Annotated in this window: 7 protein-coding genes; 4 read left to right on the top strand and 3 right to left on the bottom strand. The window is 69.6% G+C overall.

The window, feature by feature from the left end; all coding sequences use genetic code 11:
- Positions 1-131 precede the first annotated feature (131 nt).
- Complete coding sequence (locus ACF1A1_RS03595; protein ID WP_391645014.1) at positions 132-3,305, bottom strand: FG-GAP repeat domain-containing protein; 3,174 nt, start codon at positions 3,303-3,305, stop codon at positions 132-134.
- A 390-nt stretch (positions 3,306-3,695) separates the two neighbouring features.
- Between ACF1A1_RS03595 and ACF1A1_RS03590 the strand changes: the two genes are divergently transcribed.
- From ACF1A1_RS03590 to ACF1A1_RS03575, 4 genes are all read left to right on the top strand, one after another.
- Positions 3,696-10,562 (top strand): polymorphic toxin-type HINT domain-containing protein, encoded by a 6,867-nt coding sequence (locus tag ACF1A1_RS03590; protein ID WP_391645012.1) that lies wholly within the window; start codon positions 3,696-3,698, stop codon positions 10,560-10,562.
- Positions 10,563-10,582: 20 nt separating this feature from the next.
- Positions 10,583-10,987 (top strand): hypothetical protein, encoded by a 405-nt coding sequence (locus tag ACF1A1_RS03585; RefSeq protein ID WP_391645010.1) that lies wholly within the window; start codon positions 10,583-10,585, stop codon positions 10,985-10,987.
- Between the two features lie 387 nt (positions 10,988-11,374).
- Positions 11,375-12,373 carry an arabinan endo-1,5-alpha-L-arabinosidase gene (locus tag ACF1A1_RS03580; RefSeq protein ID WP_391645008.1) on the top strand — a complete coding sequence of 333 codons (999 nt, stop codon included), beginning with the start codon at positions 11,375-11,377 and terminating at the stop codon, positions 12,371-12,373.
- The gene (locus ACF1A1_RS03575; RefSeq protein ID WP_391645006.1) at positions 12,355-13,791 is read left to right on the top strand and encodes a family 43 glycosylhydrolase; all 1,437 of its coding nucleotides are present in this window, start codon (positions 12,355-12,357) and stop codon (positions 13,789-13,791) included. The genes ACF1A1_RS03580 and ACF1A1_RS03575 overlap by 19 nt, the downstream gene beginning before the upstream one ends.
- A gap of 13 nt (positions 13,792-13,804) precedes the next feature.
- On the opposite strand, the gene ACF1A1_RS03570 is transcribed toward ACF1A1_RS03575, so the two are convergent.
- Both ACF1A1_RS03570 and ACF1A1_RS03565 read right to left on the bottom strand, forming a co-directional pair.
- Positions 13,805-15,517 carry a pyridoxal phosphate-dependent aminotransferase gene (locus ACF1A1_RS03570; protein WP_391645004.1) on the bottom strand — a complete coding sequence of 571 codons (1,713 nt, stop codon included), beginning with the start codon at positions 15,515-15,517 and terminating at the stop codon, positions 13,805-13,807.
- A 163-nt stretch (positions 15,518-15,680) separates the two neighbouring features.
- Positions 15,681-16,757 (bottom strand): aldose epimerase family protein, encoded by a 1,077-nt coding sequence (locus tag ACF1A1_RS03565; protein ID WP_391645002.1) that lies wholly within the window; start codon positions 16,755-16,757, stop codon positions 15,681-15,683.
- Positions 16,758-16,794 lie beyond the last annotated feature (37 nt).

Genomic DNA, 16,794 nt, shown 5'->3' with positions numbered 1-16,794 from the left:
TCACGGCCTTGTACGGAGAACGATCTCATAGCCGTCTCGCCCTTCAGTCGGGTGCGCCGAGTGGCGCCGGGGTCGGGTTGGCGCCCTGACCCCGGCGCCGGCCGGTGGAACCGGTCCCGTCGGGAAGCGGCTCAGGAGATCAGTTTGATCGTCTGCCAGCCGGGCCCGCCGACGACCACCGGCGTGCCCACCACACCGGTCTTGCGGCCGGGGACGAACTCCAGGCCCGCCGAGGTGTTCGGCGTCGTGGTCCACAGGTCGGAGACGCCGTCGCCGTCGGTGTCACCGGAGGCGGTGAACAGCGGACGGGCCGTCGTGGTCCAACCGGTCGCGTAGACCGTGCGGTTGGCCGGAATGCCCAGCGAGGCCGGGTCGGTGCCGCCGTCGGGGACGCCGTCGCCGTCCGCGTCACCGCGGCTGCGGCCGTGGTACAGGTACAGCTCGCCGTTCTCGGTGTTGCGGGCGATCAGGTCGGTGAAGCCGTCGCCGTCCACGTCACCGGGCGAGGCGAGCTGCATCTTGCCCCAGCCGCCGTTGCCGATGAGGTAACCCGAGTCGATCGTGCCGTACGCGTAGCCCGGCAGGAACCACAGCTGGTCGCCGATGACCGCCACGAAGTCCGGGTTGGACGACTCGCTGTCCGGGGTGACGTCACCGATCGAGACGATCTGCTTGATCGTCGCCGGGTCGATCGCCACCTCCGTCTCCGCGTCCGGGAAGAAGTACACCTCCTGCTTGGTGTCCTCGGTGAACTCGCCCTGGCCGTTGTTCGGGTACAGCCACAGCTTGCCGTCCGGGCGGCGGGCCACCAGGTCCTCGTAGAAGTCCTCGGTCCAGTCGCCGCGGTGGGTCAGCAGTGAGCCGCTCCAGCCGCCACCGGAGGACAGCGGGATCATCGTCGCGACCTTGCCGGCGCCGGTACCGCCGTACAGACGCAGGTTGTTGGAGCCGTCGATCGCGAAGAAGTCCGGCATGCCGTCGCCGTTCACGTCACCGGGCTTGTCGGTCACCCCCGGGCTCTTGACGTAGAAGCGGTACGGGTACACCGGGCCGGGGTTGCCGCCCGAGTCCACGATGCGCACGTACAGCGTGTGCGGTCCCGGAGTGAGCGGGGTGATCTCCGCCGTGGCCGAGCCGCCCTTGGTCGTGGGCTTGGCCGAGCTGCTCGGCGGGGTGCGGTCCAGGCCGTACAGGTACTCGGTCGCGCCCGTCTCGCCGTTGGCGCCGAACTGGAACACGCTCTTGGTGCGGGCCAGCGCACCCTCGACCGGCTCCATGTCGGCCGTCGTCTCGGGGTACAGGCCGTCCTTGGAGGCGACGGTCGGCATCACGGTCGGCGCCTTCGGGTCGAAGCCGAAGCGGCAGCCCGGCGCGCCCTGCGTCGGCGTCCAGTCGGAGGCGAGGCCGTTGGCGATGTCCTCGGCCTGCGCCTTCCAGGAGAACTGCCCGTTGCTGGCGCCGATGTGCTTCGCCAGCAGTTCCTTGCCCACGGTGACCTTGGCCCGCGTGCCCTTGGAGTCGCTCGCCTTGACGGTGACCTTCACGCGTGTGTCGAAGAAGACCCCGGGCGAGACGTCGTGCTTACCGGTCGCCCACAGATGGAACTGGACGTTGACGTCACCGCCGTCCGGGTCCCACACCTGCGCGGTCAGCGTCACGTCCGTGTTGCCGAGCGTCACGTACGACGAACCGTTCCCGCACTCGGTGGTGCCGACCTTCGTGCTGGGGATGGTGTCCAGCGACCAGGGCGCCTTCGGCGGGCGGTTGAACTCGACGATCAGCTTCGCGTCCGGCTTGAACTTCTTCCAGCTGTACTCGTCCTTGTCGTCCTCGGCGCTCTGCGGGGCCCGCAGACCGAAGGTGATGTTCGACCACTTGCTCGCCGCCGCCTTGACCGCCGCGTCCTTGGCCGTGAAGTCGACGGCCGCGTTCGCGCAGCCGAAGTCCTCGTTGCCGTGGGCGTAGTTGCGGCTGTCCTGGCGGGTCGACCAGGACGGCTGCTTGTTCCACGTGGTCGACGAGCTGATGGAACCGGTCAGCCACAGCTCCACCGGCTTGGGCGTGCAGGACCACGAGTGCGTCTCGGTGATCTGGAACTGCGCGTCGATCACCTTCACGCCCGCGAGGAACTTCGAGCCCACGCGGAAGAAGGAGCGGGCCGTGCCGCCCGTGGAGTTCTCGTAGCCGACGCGCGCCTCGCTGGTCGTACCGCCGTCCCAGCCGGTGCCGTTCCAGTAACTGCTCGTCGGATGCGGCTTGTAGGCGATCGTCCAGGCCTCGCGGGTACCGGTCATCCGCGGGTCGATGTAGACCGGGAACTCGGTGTCCGGCGAGTCGAGGAGCTTCTGATCCGGCGTCAGCAGGATCTTGTCATCGGTGACTTCGACACCCACCTCGCTGCTCCTGGTGCCGGGAGTGAGCGGGGAGGGCTCGGTGTCGGCGGCGGCCGTGGTCCTGCTCGCGGCCCGAACCGTGCTGACGGCGGCCGTCGGCGTCTTCGCGGAGGCGGTCGACGTCTTGGTGACGGTCCGCGGTGCCGCCCCGGTCTCCTCCTCCGACGTCCCCGACGAGTCCCACATCCGGGCCGTGGAGGACGCGAACACCGTCTGGCCCGCCGCGTTCACGGCGCGGAGCGTGCCGTTCTCGGTGTCCTTCTGCACCTCCAGACCCTTGGTGCGCAGTCCGAACCCGACCTCGGCCAGCTCCGGGCGGTCGGCCGCCTCGGGCGTCTTCACGATGAGTGCCTGGCTGAAACCGTCCACACTGGCCTTCACGGCCAGGTCCACCCCGGGGAAGACCTCCCGGTAGGTCGCGGTGGGGCCTTCGAGGACCGGCTCGGGCAGGGCCTTGGGCCAGGTCAGGGCCAGTTCGCCGCCCTGGTCGGCGAGGGTGACCAGACGGGTGTCACCACCGGCGGAGAACGTGATGTTGCCGGGCGCCGCCTTGGGTGAGACCCGGCCGGCCACCTCGGTGAGCGTGGTGTCCACCGGGGTCCAGGTGCCCTCGCGCTTCACGCGGACGGGCATGGTGTGCTGCGTGGTGCGCAGATTGCCGTTGGGCAGGGCGTGCGTCTCACTGGTCTCGGTGCGGGCGGACGCCACCTCCACCGGCTTGCCGCTCTTGGCGGCCTCCCGGAGTGCCCGCTCCTCGGCGTTCGCGGCCACCGTGGTCGAGTCGGTGTCGGCCGCGACGGCCGTGAGCGGTGAAAGCGGTGTCAGCCCGAGCGTCCCGCCGGCGAGCACCGCGACGAGCACGGCCCGCGCCGAGCGCCTGGTCGGGCGCTGTCTTCGGGATGTATCTGGCATGGGCGAATCCCCCCGGAGTCGTTGCCGTGCCGAGCCCCTCACAGGGCTCGCTGCGAGCCCCTTCACACGGGCCGCGAGGCCGAACAGTACATGCCAAGAGAGGGATTTCTTTACTAACGCATAGTCAAAGTGGGGATTGTCGCATTGCCTTGGCTTTGCTTGTCAGGCTGATCGACAACGCTTACTGTCTGACCGTTCAACACTCGATCACACAGAGTGATCGCAGAGAGTGAGTAAGGGGGAGGTCCTTCAGTGGACCAATTAATCAGACAGCTACGCTTTTTCGGCCACTGGCACAGATCCGTTTCCCTCTTCATCGGGCTCGTTATGTTCGTCGGGCTGATACCCGACGACGCGAGCGCCGCCGATGGAAGCACCCGGATCTCAGACGTGAAACACGACCCGTCCGTTCCGGGACGGGACTTCGACAAGAAGCGCCCGAAGACCCGCGACGACGCCGAGGGCACTTTCAAGCCCGCGGCCGGAAAGATCGCTACGGGCACGTTCACGATGCTGGTGACCGACAGCCGCGACAAGCTGCCCAAGCGGGCGCCGTTGACCACCGGCGCCACCCCGGCTTCCCCGGGCATCCAGGGACAGACCGCCGTGCAGACCGGCATGGTGAAGGCCCGTCAGACCACCACCGCGGCCGCCGCCGCCAAGAAGAGCCTGCGCACCCGGGGTCTCACCCCGAAGCGGACCGCCGCGGCCGCCGGCTCCGCCGTCCAGGTCCAGGTGAAGGACGCGGCCGCCGCCCGCAAGGCCGGCGTGCAGGGCGTCCTGTTCACCGCGGCGCCCGCCGACAACGGCCTGGCGCCCGCCGCCTCCGGCTCCGTCGAACTGGAGTTGGACTACGCGTCGATCAAGGACACCTACGGCGGTGACTGGGGCTCCCGGCTCCGGCTCTACAAGCTTCCGGCCTGTGCGCTGACCACGCCCGAGCTGGAGCGCTGCCGTACCCGTACCACCCTGCCGGGCGCCAACGACCCGGCCGCGAAGACGGTCACCGGCACCGCGGACCTGGCGGCCGCGCCCACCGTGTTCGCCGCGGCCGCCGCCGCCTCCGGCCCGGGCGGCAGCCACGAGGCGACCTCGCTGTCGCCCTCCGGCTCCTGGATGGCCGGCTCGTCCTCCGGCGGCTTCTCGTGGACCTACCCGGTCGAGGCGCCCGAGGTGCCCGGCGGTCCGCAGCCCGAGGTCGAACTGTCCTACTCCTCGCAGGCCGTGGACGGCCGCACGGCGTCCACCAACGCGCAGTCCTCCTGGATCGCCGAGGGCTGGGACTACGAGCCGGGCTTCATCGAGCGGAAGTACCGCTCCTGCTCGGACGACAAGGCCCCGATCAAGAACGACAAGGGCGAGGAGCTCAAGGCCAACAACACCGCCGACAGCGGTGACCTGTGCTGGGGCTCCGACCACGTCGTGATGTCGCTGGGCGGCAACACCACCGAACTCGTCAAGAAGGACGGCACGGACGAGTGGCGTCCCGCCGACGACGACGGCTCCCGCCTGGAGCACAAGTCCGGTGCCGCCAACGGCACCAAGGACGGCGAGTACTGGGTCCTGACCACCACGGACGGCACCAAGTACCACTTCGGTCTGAACAAGCTGCCCGAGGCCCCGGACGGCACGGTCACCAACTCGGCGCTGACGGTACCGGTGTTCGGCAACCACCCGACCGAGCCGTGCCACGCCACCGCGTTCATGGACTCCGACTGCGCCCAGGCCTACCGCTGGAACCTGGACTACGTGGTCGACCCGCTGGGTGACGCCATGACCCTGTGGTGGACCAAGCGGACCAACTACTACGGCCAGAACATGAAGGCCGACCAGCAGATCGCCTACACGCGCGCCGCCGAGCTCGACCACATCGACTACGGCCTGCGCTCGGACAAGCTGTTCGGCACCCTGCCGGCCGGCCGGGTCTCCTTCACCCTGGCCGAACGCTGCATCCCCAGCTCGACGTTCGACTGCGCCGAGTCCAAGCGGACCGCGGCCAACGCCAAGAACTGGCCGGACACCCCGCTGGACCAGGAGTGCCTGTCCGGTGCCAAGTGCACCGACAAGTACTCCCCGACGTTCTGGTCGACCAAGCGTCTGACGAAGATCAGCACCAGCGTGCTGGCCGGCAGCGCCCTGAAGCCGGTCGACTCCTGGACGCTGGCGCAGTCCTACCCGCCCACCGGTGACGGCACCTCGCCGGCCCTGTGGCTGGATTCCATCACCCGCACCGGCCACGGCGCGGGCGGCACCGCGGACATGCCGAAGGTCACCTTCTCCGGCCTCCAGATGGACAACCGGGTCGACAAGGTGGAGGGCCTGCCGCCCTTCTCCCGTCTGCGCGTCCACGCCATCGACACCGAGACCGGCGGCCGCATCGGCATCACCTACTCGCCGAAGGACTGCCAGGCCCTGGAGCCGAAGCGGATGCCGGCGTCCCCCGAGACCAACACCATGCGCTGCTTCCCGCAGTACTGGACGCCCAAGGGCGCCCTCGCACCGGTGAAGGACTGGTTCCACAAGTACGTCGTCACCGAGGTCCGCGAGGAGGACCTGGTCACCGACAGCCCGGCCAAGGTCACCTCGTACGAGTTCCTCGGCGGCGCCGCATGGGCCTACGACGACAGCGAGTTCACCGAGAACAAGCACCGCACCTGGTCGCAGTTCCGCGGCTACGAGCGCGTCCGCACCCGCCAGGGCGCCGGCGCCGACGTCAAGCAGCTCACCGAGCACCGCTACTTCCGCGGCCTGCACGGCGACAAGCTGCCCTCCGGCACCCGGTCCTCGACCGTCACCACCAGTGACGGCACGGACCACCAGGACCTGCCCCAGTACCAGGGTCAGCTCCTGGAGCAGATCGCCTACGAGTCCGACGGCGGAGCCATCGACTCGGCGGTCGTCACCACCCCGTGGGCGGTGAAGACGGCCACGCGCACGCGTGCCGGAACCACCCCGCTCGAGGCGTGGATGACCCGCCCGGAGACCGCCCGCACCCGCGAGCGCGTCAAGGGCGACACCTGGCGCACCTCCACCGAGACCACCAAGTACGACAGCTACGGCCTGCCGTACCAGGTCGAGGAGAAGACGCCCGGCGGCAAGCTCCGCTGCTCCACGGTCAGTTACGCCCGCAACACCACGGCGTACCTGATCGAGTCCGAGTCCCGCGAGAAGACGACGCTCGGCGCCTGCGGCACCACCGGCGGCGAGGTCGTCGAGGACACCCGCACGCTCTACGACAACCTGGCCTTCGGCGCGGCCCCCACGAAGGGTCTGCCCACCGAGGTCCAGGAGATGAACGCCAAGGGCGACGGCTACATCACGATCGACCGCACCGAGTACGACATCCACGGCCGCGAGACCGCGACCTATGACGCGGACAACCGCAAGACGTGGATGGAGTACGTGCCGGCCACCGTCGCGCGGCCGACCAAGCAGGTCTCGCACGACCCGCTCGGCCACACGGAGACCACGGACTTCGACCCCGTCCGCGGCATGCCGCTGAAGGAGACCGACGCCAACGGCAAGTCGGCGACCATGGAGTACGACCCGCTGGGCCGTCTCCTGAAGGTCTGGGAGATCGACCGCGACCCGTCCCAGACCCCGACGGCCACGTACGACTACACCGTCCGCCGCGACGGCCCGACGATCGTCACCAGCCGCACGCTGAAGGACAACGGCCAGTACGCCGTGTCGTACGAGATCCTCGACGGCCTGCTGCGCGAGCGGCAGACACAGGACGAGGCGGTCGGCGCGGGCCGGATCGTCAACGACACCTTCCACGACAGCGCCGGCCGCCAGTGGAAGTCGAACGACGGCTACTACAACGCCGCCGAGCCCGAGCCGAAGCTCCTCCAGGTCGGTGACCAGGACGTCCCGTCCCAGAACCGCATCACCTTCGACGGCATGGGCCAGCCCACCGCCGAGGTCACGTACTACCGCGGCACGGAGAAGCTCCGCACGACGACCGTCCACGACGGGGACGTCTCCACGACGATCCCGCCCAAGGGCGACACCGTCACGGCCGTCTTCGAGGACGCCGAGGGACGCACGTCGCGGCTGCGCGAGTACAGCAACGCGGAACGTACGAAGTGGCGGGACACCGTCTACGAGTACGACGACCTCGACAACCTGTGGAAGGTGACCGCTCCCGGCGGCGCCACCACGGTCTTCGAGTACGACAAGCGGGGCCGCCAGACGGCCATCACGGAGCCCGACGGCGGTCGTACCGAGATCCGGTACGACAACTCGGACAACGTCATCGCGACTGTCGACGCCTTTGAGCGGGCCCTGTACACCACGTACGACGCGGCCGGCCGGCCGACCTCCCTGCGTGAGGGCAGCGAGACCGGGCCCAAGCGCGTGGAGTGGACGTACGACACCCTCGGCAAGGGGTTGCCCACCGCCGAGATCCGCTACGAGAACGGCCTTGAGTACCGGGAGGAGGTCACCGCGTACGACGACGCCTACCGGGTGAAGTCCACGAAGACGGTGATCCCCGCCGAGGAGACGGGCCTGGCGGGCACGTACGAGTACGAGTACTCGTACACCCCGACCGGTCACCTCGCCTGGGTGCAGGTGCCGGGCGTGGGCGGACTGGTGACCGAACGGGTCGTCTTCCGCTACAACTCGGACGACCTGCCGATCGCCGTCAGCGGTGCGTCCACGTACCTCGCGGACGTCGAGTACTCGGCGTTCGGTGAGATCCTGCGCACGGACGCGGGTCCGGCCGACAAGAAGGTGTACGGCTCGTACGTCTACGACGAGTTCACGCGCCGCCTCCAGACGGCCACCTTCGACCGCTCGGTCAGCCCGGGCCGCATCAGCGAGACGCGGTACGGGTACGACGAGGCCGGCAACGTCACCAAGATCACCGACGTGCCCGGCAGCGCGGCGCCCGACGCGGGCAGGACCGACACGCAGTGCTTCGTCTACGACCAGCTCAGGCAGATGACTTCGGCCTGGACGGCGAAGACGGACGCCTGCACGGCGGCTCCGTCCAAGGACACCGTCGGCGGTCCGGACGCCTACTGGCAGTCGTTCGAGTACGACGAGGCGGGCAACCGCAAGAAGCTCGTCGAGCACGACCCGACGGGCGACACCACCAAGGACGTCACCCGCACCTACCTGTACGGAAAGGAGGGAGTGGGCGGCCCCAACGCGCTGGCCGAGATCAAGTCGGTCGGCCCGCAGGGCGAACGCCTCAACACCTTCTCCTACGACAAGGCCGGCAACACCACGGGACGCCAGCACGGCGGCACCAACCAGACGCTCGAATACGACGTCGAGGGCCAGCTGCGCAAGGTGACCCAGCCGGTGGAGGGCGGCGGCACCAAGACGACGTCGTACCTCTACGGCGCGGACGGCGGACGCCTGATCCGCACCGGAGCGGACGGCAGCCGCACGCTCTACCTCGCCGACGCCGAGCTGACCGTCAACGCGGCCAACACCACCGCGAAGGCGGAAAGGTTCTACCAGCACCCCGACGGCTCGACGACGGTCCGCGCGACCGGCGGCGTCCGTCAGCTGGTGCTGGCCGACCACCACGGCACCTCCCACACGGTCGTCAACATGGTGGACCCGGCGATGGGCGTCACACGCCGCAAGGCGATGCCGTTCGGCGAGGCTCGGGGGCAGCAGCCCACGACCTGGCCCGGACAGAGCGGCTTCGTCGGGGGAACGGTCGACCAGGACACGGGTCTGACCCGACTGGGCGTCCGTGACTACGACCCGGTGACGGGCCGGTTCATCACGGTCGACCCCATGGTCGACTACGGCAACCCGGCCACGATGAACCCGTACGCCTACAGCAACAACGCGCCGGCCACCTTCTCCGACCCGTCCGGGGCGTTCTTCCCGATCCTGATCGGCATCGCGGCCCGTATCGCCATCCAGGCGGCGATCCGCGCGGCAGCCCGCCGTGCGGCGATCATCGCGGCCCGCAAGGCGGCCCAGGCGGCGGCCCGACGGGCGGCGGCCCTGGCCCGCAAGCGGGCGATCGAGGCCGCGAAGCGCGCGGCGGCCAAGGCCCGCCGTGAGGCGGCCCGCAAGGCCGCGGCGGCCAAACGAGCGGCGGCCAAGCGGGCAGCGGCCCGTGCGGCGGCCAAGCGTGCGGCGGCCAGGAGGGCGGCAGCCCAGGCGAGGGCCCGTGCGGCCCGAGCGGCGGCCCGCAAGGCGGCAGCACGCCGGGCTGCGGCCCGCAAGGCGGCGGCCCGTCCGAAGCCGCGGGCCAAGCCCCGTTCCCAGCCGAAGCCCCGCCCGAAGCCGTCGCAGGTGAAGCGGGCGGCGAAGAAGGTCGCGAAGGAAGTACGGAACGAGGCCAAGGAGTCGGCCAAGGACGAGGTCAAGAACCAGGCCTGCGAGGCCAACAGCTTCGTACCCGGCACCAGGGTCCTGATGGCCGACGGCTCCACGAAGCCGATCGAGAAGGTCAAGGTCGGTGACAAGGTCATCGCCACCGACGCGAGGACGGGGAAGACCTCCGTCCAGACGGCTACGGCGACGATCATCGGCAAGGGCAGCAAGGACCTGGTGCGGATCACGCTCACGGTCCACGATGGCTCTTCCGACAGCCGGGCCGAGACCACCACGACGGTCACGGCGACCGCCGGCCACCCCTTCTGGGTGCCGTCCCTGCGGGAGTGGGTCGACGCCGGTGAGCTGAAGCCGGGCCAGTGGCTCCAGACGTCCTCGGGCAGCTGGATCCAGATCGGCGCGGTCGAGGCGTGGACGGCGAAGAAGGCGACGGTCCACAACCTGACCGTCACCGACGTCCACACGTACTACGTGCTGGTGGGCGCCGCCCCGGTCCTCGCCCACAACTGTGACAGCGTCGTGCTGGGAGTCGACAGGCACTCCGATCCCCTCGCGGAGAAACTCCGCGCCGAAGGCGACTCGGCGGCTCACACCTTCAACGGGCCGGCCTACGGCGGCCGGGACTCCGCCGGAGTCCCGGCGTGGATGCACGGAGTGATGAACAGCGTGAGGGACGAGAACGTGACCCTCTCCATCACGCTCGACGGGATGCCGGGGGCGAACGACGACCCCCGCCACATCGCCAACGCGTTCCACACGGCGGTGCTCCGGGGACGGAAGTTCGGAATCGGCCCGGGCCAGGAACTCCCCGGCCCGACCAACGGCACCGCGTGGGAGATGAGCGTGGTGGAACGGGCGGTCAGAATGGGCAACCGCTCATGGAGCTCGATCAGGTGGTACTCGGGAGGCCGACGGATCGAGGGGGTGGTGAACCCGTTCGCGTGACATCGGCGGAAGGACAGGACATGGAATTCAGCCAGCCGGACCGGCTCTTCTCGGTCTGGGAGTACTCGGTCACACATCGGACCCTGCTTCTGCGCAGCGACACGTATCTCAGCCTGGAGGCCGGGCCACGTATCGAGGTGTCCGCCGGCCATGTCGAGATCATGTTCCTCCGGTCGACGATGAGGGGACTCACCATCCGGAAGGTCTCCTCCGCCGACGAGGTGGAAGCACTGGCCGAGAGGTACGGCATCACCGAGCACCTGGACTTCATGTTCCTGCTGGAGTCCGCGAACGGACAGGGGCTCATCGTGTCCGGGATCCCTTCCTGGGCCGTGGCCGACTGCCCCGTCGACGCACCGTCCCTGTTCTCCAGGGTCGGTGAGGTCGACCGCTACCCCGGTGCCGTCATGGGCCGGATCGAATAGCGCATGAGAAGGGAAAGCGCGTGGGGTGCCGTGTCCGCCCTGGTGACAGGACGTGACGCGGGGCTCCGCCGGCCCACCGCGGGCTGAGTGAAACGACAGCTCCCCCGGAGACACCTCCGGGGGAGCTGTGCGTTGTGAGGAAGTTCGCCGACTGGGTGGCGAAGAGGGATTCCGGTCTCCGCGGCCTGGGTGACCGGGCCGCCGCGCGTCGGTGGCTGGACGGCACCTGACCGGTCGACCCACAAGGGGCCCCGGCGTTTCCGAAGTTTTTCGCGTGACCGTGCGCGGACCATTGACGCGGTAGGGGTTCGACTCTACGGTCCCGTCCGACGACGCGACCGCTGTTCGATATGGCGAACAGCGAACCCCCACTGAAGGAGCGTCCGCATGAGCCGCACCCCCCGCGCCCCCCGCACCTCCCGCACCTCCCGCAGGGCCACGCTTCTGGCCGTCCCGGCCGCGGTGTTACTCGCCCTGACCCCCACCACCGCCTCCGCCTACCCCAACCCCGGGGCCGTCACCGGATCCACCGTCGTCCACGACCCGACGATGATCCGCACCTCCGCCGGCCGTTACCTGCTGTACGCCACCGGAGGCGGCCTCTCCCACCGCACCTCCACCGACCGGATCGCCTTCAGCGCCGGCGGCGACGCCTTCTCGGCGCGGCCGGGCTGGTGGTCGTCGTACGGCAACACCGAGGCGTGGGCGCCGGACATCTCGTACCAGGGCGGCAAGTACCTGATGTACTACTCGGTCTCGACCTTCGGGTCCAACAAGTCGGCCATCGGACTGGCCGGTTCCAGCACCGGCCTGCCCGGCTCCTGGACCGACTACGGGGTCGTCTACTCCTCCACCACGTCCAGCGACTACAACGCCATCGACCCCAACCTCTTCGTCGACGACGACGGCAGGTGGTGGCTGTCGTTCGGCAGCTGGTGGACCGGCCTGAAGATGATCCAGATCAACCCCTCCACCGGGAAGCAGCTGTCGACCAACACCACCCGGTACTCCCTCGCCTCCCGCCCCACCGGGACCAAGGCCGTCGAGGCGCCGTACATCGTCAAGCGCAACGGCTACTACTACCTCTTCGCCTCCTACGACACCTGCTGCGCCGGCACCAGCTCCACCTACAAGGTGAAGGTCGGCCGCGCCACCAGCGTCACCGGGCCGTACTACGACAAGAACGGCGTCGCGCTCATGAACAACGGCGGGACACCGGTGCTGGAGTCGCACGGGCGGTACATCGGCCCCGGCGGCCAATCGATCATGAAGGACGCCGACGGCGACCTGATCGTCTACCACTACTACGACGGCAACGACAACGGCACGCCGAAACTCGGCATCAACCTCTTGAACTGGAGCAGCGGATGGCCCGTCGCCTACTGACCCTGCTGGTCGCGCTACTGATGGCCCTGTCCCTCGGACAGTCATCGGCCAGCGCCGCCTCCTTCTCCAACCCGGTCAAGGCGCAGAAGGGCGCCGACCCGTGGATCTCGTACCACAACGGCAACTACTACCTGGTGACGACGAGCTGGACGAACGTCATCACGATCCGCAAGTCCGCCACCCTCGCCGGCCTGGCCACCGCGCCGAACGTGCAGGTGTGGCAGGGCGACGCGGCAAGCCGCTGCTGCAACATCTGGGCACCCGAGCTGCACTTCCTCAACGGCCGCTGGTACCTGTACTACGTCGCCGGGCAGAACATCTCCGACTACAACCCGACCCAGCGCACGCACGTCCTGGAGAGCGCCGGATCGGACCCGCTGGGCCCGTACACCTACAAGAACCAGCTCAACTCGGCCTGGATGCTCGACCCGACGGTCGCGACGATCAACGGCCAGCTCTACCTCTTCGGCAGCGCGACCGGCGGCGGCACCCAGAACCTCGTCGCGGCCCGCATGTCCAACCCGTACACCCTCGCCACCGGCTTCTCCACCGTCTCCACGCCCACCAACTCCTGGGAGACGTCGGGCGGCCCGGTGAACGAAGGCCCCGAGATCCTCCAGCGCAACGGGAGAACCTTCCTCATCTACTCGGCGAGCGGCTGCTGGACCCCCGACTACAAACTCGGCCAGCTCACCCTGACGGGCAGCGACCCGCTCTCCGCGTCCTCCTGGACGAAGAAGTCCACGCCGGTCTTCCAGCGCAGTGACGCGAACGGCGTCTACGGCCCCGGCCACAACGGCTTCTTCACCTCACCCGACGGCACCGAGAACTGGATCGTCTACCACGCCAACGACGCGGCGTCGGAGGGCTGCGACAACGGGCGTACGGCGAGGGCGCAGAAGTTCACCTGGAACTCCGACGGCACCCCCAACCTCGGCACCCCGGTCCGCCTCGGCGCGAGCCAGACCGGCCCGTCGGGAGAGCCCTCCGCCGCCTCGACGACGTACACCCTCACCAACCGCAACAGCGGCAAGTGCCTCGACGTCGCCGGGAGTTCGACGGCCGACGGGGCCAACGTCCAGCAGTACGCCTGCAACGGCGGCGCCAACCAGCGCTGGCGCATCGAGGACCAGGGCGACGACACCAGCCGTCTGGTGAACGTCGCCACCGGCAAGGTCCTCGACACCGCCGACTGCTCCACCGCCGACGGCGCCGACCTGCGCCAGTGGACCTGGCTGAACAACGACTGCCAGCGGTTCCGCTTCCTGGCCACCGACAGCGACTACGTCCGCATCGTCAACCAGGCCACCGGCAAGGTCGCCGACGTCGCCAACTGCTCCACGGCCGACTCCGCCGACGTACGCCAGTGGACGTGGCTGAACAACGCCTGCCAGCAGTGGAGGCTGAACCCGGTCTGAGACGGGGTGTGACTCAGCCCGTCTGTCCCATCCCCGCCGCGTTCGGCCAGCTCTGGGCGTTCGGCCAGCCGGTCGTCGCGGCGGGGGAGAGGCCGTTGGTGCCGCGTACCTGGGCGGCGGTGAGACCCCCTCTGGCCGGGACGCCGGGCGGGGTCTGGGCCGCCGCCGGGGCCATCGGGGCGGCGGCCGGAGTCATGGCGGCCGGGCTCATGGCGGCCGGAGACATGGCGGCCGGGCTCATGCCGGCCGGGCCCATGGCGGCGGGAGCCATCGCGGGCGAGGGGGCGGGTGCGGGGGCCATCGCGGCCGCCGCCGCGGGGACCGGAGCCGGGGCCGGGGCCGGGGCGGGCGGCGACGGGGGGAACACCTGGGCCGCCGGCGGCAGCGGCATCCCGGCGCCGTTGGACGCGGTCATCTGCGCCGCCGCCGGCATCTGCATGCCGGCGGCGGCGGCCGGAGCCGCGACGAGCCCCGGCATCCCGGCGCCGACGGCCTGAGCGGCAAGGCCCTGCATGCCGGCGCCGTTGGTGGCTCCGATCAACCGATCCACCGCCGCCGTGCCCGAGCTGTAGCTGGTCCCGGTGCCCAGCTCGGGCACGGCGGCTCCCCTCCTGGTCCCGTAGAGCACCTGTTCCAGGCCGGACACCAGGCGACGCACGTCCACCTGGGGGCGCACCACGAGCCGCAGGAAGCGGCTGGAGGAGCCGATCTTGTTGCCGCACTCGCGGACCAGGATCCGGTGCTCGGTGAGCAGGCGGTCCCGGACCACGGTGCCCTCGGCGCCCACGGGAAGGCGCACGAAGAGGAAGTTCCCCTGTGAGGGATAAACAGTCAGGCCGGGCAGCGCGGAAAGCTGGCTCGCCATGTCGAGGCGGTCCCGGCGCACCTGGAGCAGGCTCTGCGCGTACTCGGGACCGTGCTCCTTGAGCATGAACACCACGTACTCGGCGAAGGCGTTGAGGTTCCACTTCGGCAGCATCGAGCGGACCCGGCCGGCCAGCGACGGGTTGGCGACCATGTAGCCGAAGCGGATGCCGTGCAGACCGAAGTTCTTGCCGAGGCTGCGCAGCACGATCACGTTCGGCCGGATCATGGCCTCCTGGACGACGCTCGGTTCGGCCTCGGCGTCGGCGAACTCCAGGAACGACTCGTCGATGACCACCAGGTCCAGGTCGGCCATCGCGTCCATGAACTGCACCAGCGCGTGCTTGTGCAGGAAACCGCCGTCGGGGTTGTTCGGGTTGCAGATGACGGCCACGCGGGTGCCGCGCGTGCGGATGAACTCGGCGTACTGCGCGAGGTCCAGGGCGAATCCGCTGGACTCCTGGAGCGGGAACATGTCGACCCGCTTGCCGGTCTCCATCGGCTGGTCGGTCCAGCGGCCGAAGGTGGGGACGGGGACGGCCAGGGACTCCCGGACCAGCAGGTGGTCGATCCAGGTGATCAGTTCGGTCGAGCCGTTCCCCATCGCCACGGCCTGCGGCGGCAGTTGGAGCAGGTTGCACAGCTCCGCCGTGATCGTGTCGGCGCTGCTCGGGTAGTACGTGATGATGTCCCGCAGCTTCGCCGACATGGTGTCGAGCATGGCCGGGGTCGGGAAGTACGGATTGCAGGGGATACAGAAGTCCACCGGACCGGCCCCGTCGCCGCCCTCACGCGTCAGAGCCGCCATCGACGGACTGTGCGCCGCGGTGCTGCGGAACAACGAGGTGACGTTGTCGGCCATGGAACCTCCGTATGGGGCGGGCCCGGCGGGGACGACCGGGCCCGTCGTCATGTGGGTGGCCCGCGCGGGGGAGCGCGGGCCGTCCCTACATACGGAGGCTGGGGTGGCACTGTTCAACCGCTGAGGATCCGGTGTGAACTTGTGTGCCACCTGTGAAGGAGGGTCAGCGGTCGAACGAGTGGACCGTCGTCGACCGGTACGTCTGCCCCGGTCGCAGCACGGTCGAGGGGAACGACGGCTTGTTCGGCGAGTCCGGGAAGTGCTGCGTCTCCAGGCAGAGCGCGTCGCCCTGGCGGTAGACGTTCCCGCCCGTACCGACGAGCGTGCCGTCGAGGAAGTTCCCGGAGTAGAACTGCAGACCGGGCTCGGTGGTGGAGACGCGCAGGGTGCGGCCCGAGACGGGGTCGCGCAGCGTCGCGACGGGCAGCGGCTTTGCCGTGGCGCCCTTGTCGAGCACCCAGTTGTGGTCCATGCCCTTGGCGTACAGCAGCTGCTCGTGGGCTACCCGGAGGTCCTCGCCGACGGTCTTGGCCCGACGGAAGTCGAAGGGGGTGCCGGCGACCTCCGCAAGTTCACCGGTGGGGATCAGCCCGGAGTCGACGGGCGTGTAGCGGGAGGCGGCGATCCACAGCTCGTGGTCGTGGACCGAGCCGCTGCCCTCGCCGGCGAGGTTCCAGTAGACGTGGCTGGTGAGGTTGACCACCGTGGTCCTGTCGGTGGTGGCCTCGTAGTCGATGCGCCAGTCGCCCCGCTCGGTGAGGGTGTACGTGACCTTCACCTCGAGCGTGCCCGGGTAGCCCATCTCCCCGTCGGCGCTCGTGCGGGAGAGGTACAGGCCGACGTCGGAGCCCTGGGTGAACGGCTCGACGTCCCACATCCGGCTGTCGAAGCCCCGGCCGCCGCCGTGCAGGCTGTTCGCCCCGTCGTTGACGTCGACCCGGTGGGGCGTGCCGTCGAGGGTGAACCGGCCGTCGCCGATGCGGTTGCCGTAGCGGCCGATCAGCGCGCCGAAGTACGGGCTCGAGGCGACGTAGTCCTCGATGGTGTCGAAGCCGAGGGAGACGTTCCGGTGGTGGCCGTGCCGGTCGGGGATCTCCAGGGACTGCACGACGCCGCCGTAGTCGAGGACCTTCAGGCGGGTGCCGCCGTTCTCCAGGGCCCAGCGGTGGACCTCCGTTCCGTCGGCGAGCTTGCCGAAGAGCGTGCCGTTCCCTGCGGCCCGGTCGCGGCGATCTTCCATGTGAGGCCCTCCCTGGGGACCGACGCGGATCGGGCCC

The organism is Streptomyces sp. NPDC014995, assembly GCF_043080745.1.
Taxonomy (GTDB): domain Bacteria; phylum Actinomycetota; class Actinomycetes; order Streptomycetales; family Streptomycetaceae; genus Streptomyces.
The sequence above is the reverse complement of the archived record's forward strand: the minus strand, read 5'-3'. Positions and strand labels throughout refer to the sequence as shown.

Coding starts and splice junctions, on each gene's coding strand:
- ACF1A1_RS03595 (WP_391645014.1), bottom strand. CDS start 3,305: ATGCCAGATACATCCCGAAGACAGCGCCCGACCAGGCGCTCGGCGCGG.
- ACF1A1_RS03585 (WP_391645010.1), top strand. CDS start 10,583: ATGGAATTCAGCCAGCCGGACCGGCTCTTCTCGGTCTGGGAGTACTCG.
- ACF1A1_RS03580 (WP_391645008.1), top strand. CDS start 11,375: ATGAGCCGCACCCCCCGCGCCCCCCGCACCTCCCGCACCTCCCGCAGG.
- ACF1A1_RS03575 (WP_391645006.1), top strand. CDS start 12,355: ATGGCCCGTCGCCTACTGACCCTGCTGGTCGCGCTACTGATGGCCCTG.
- ACF1A1_RS03570 (WP_391645004.1), bottom strand. CDS start 15,517: ATGGCCGACAACGTCACCTCGTTGTTCCGCAGCACCGCGGCGCACAGT.
- ACF1A1_RS03565 (WP_391645002.1), bottom strand. CDS start 16,757: ATGGAAGATCGCCGCGACCGGGCCGCAGGGAACGGCACGCTCTTCGGC.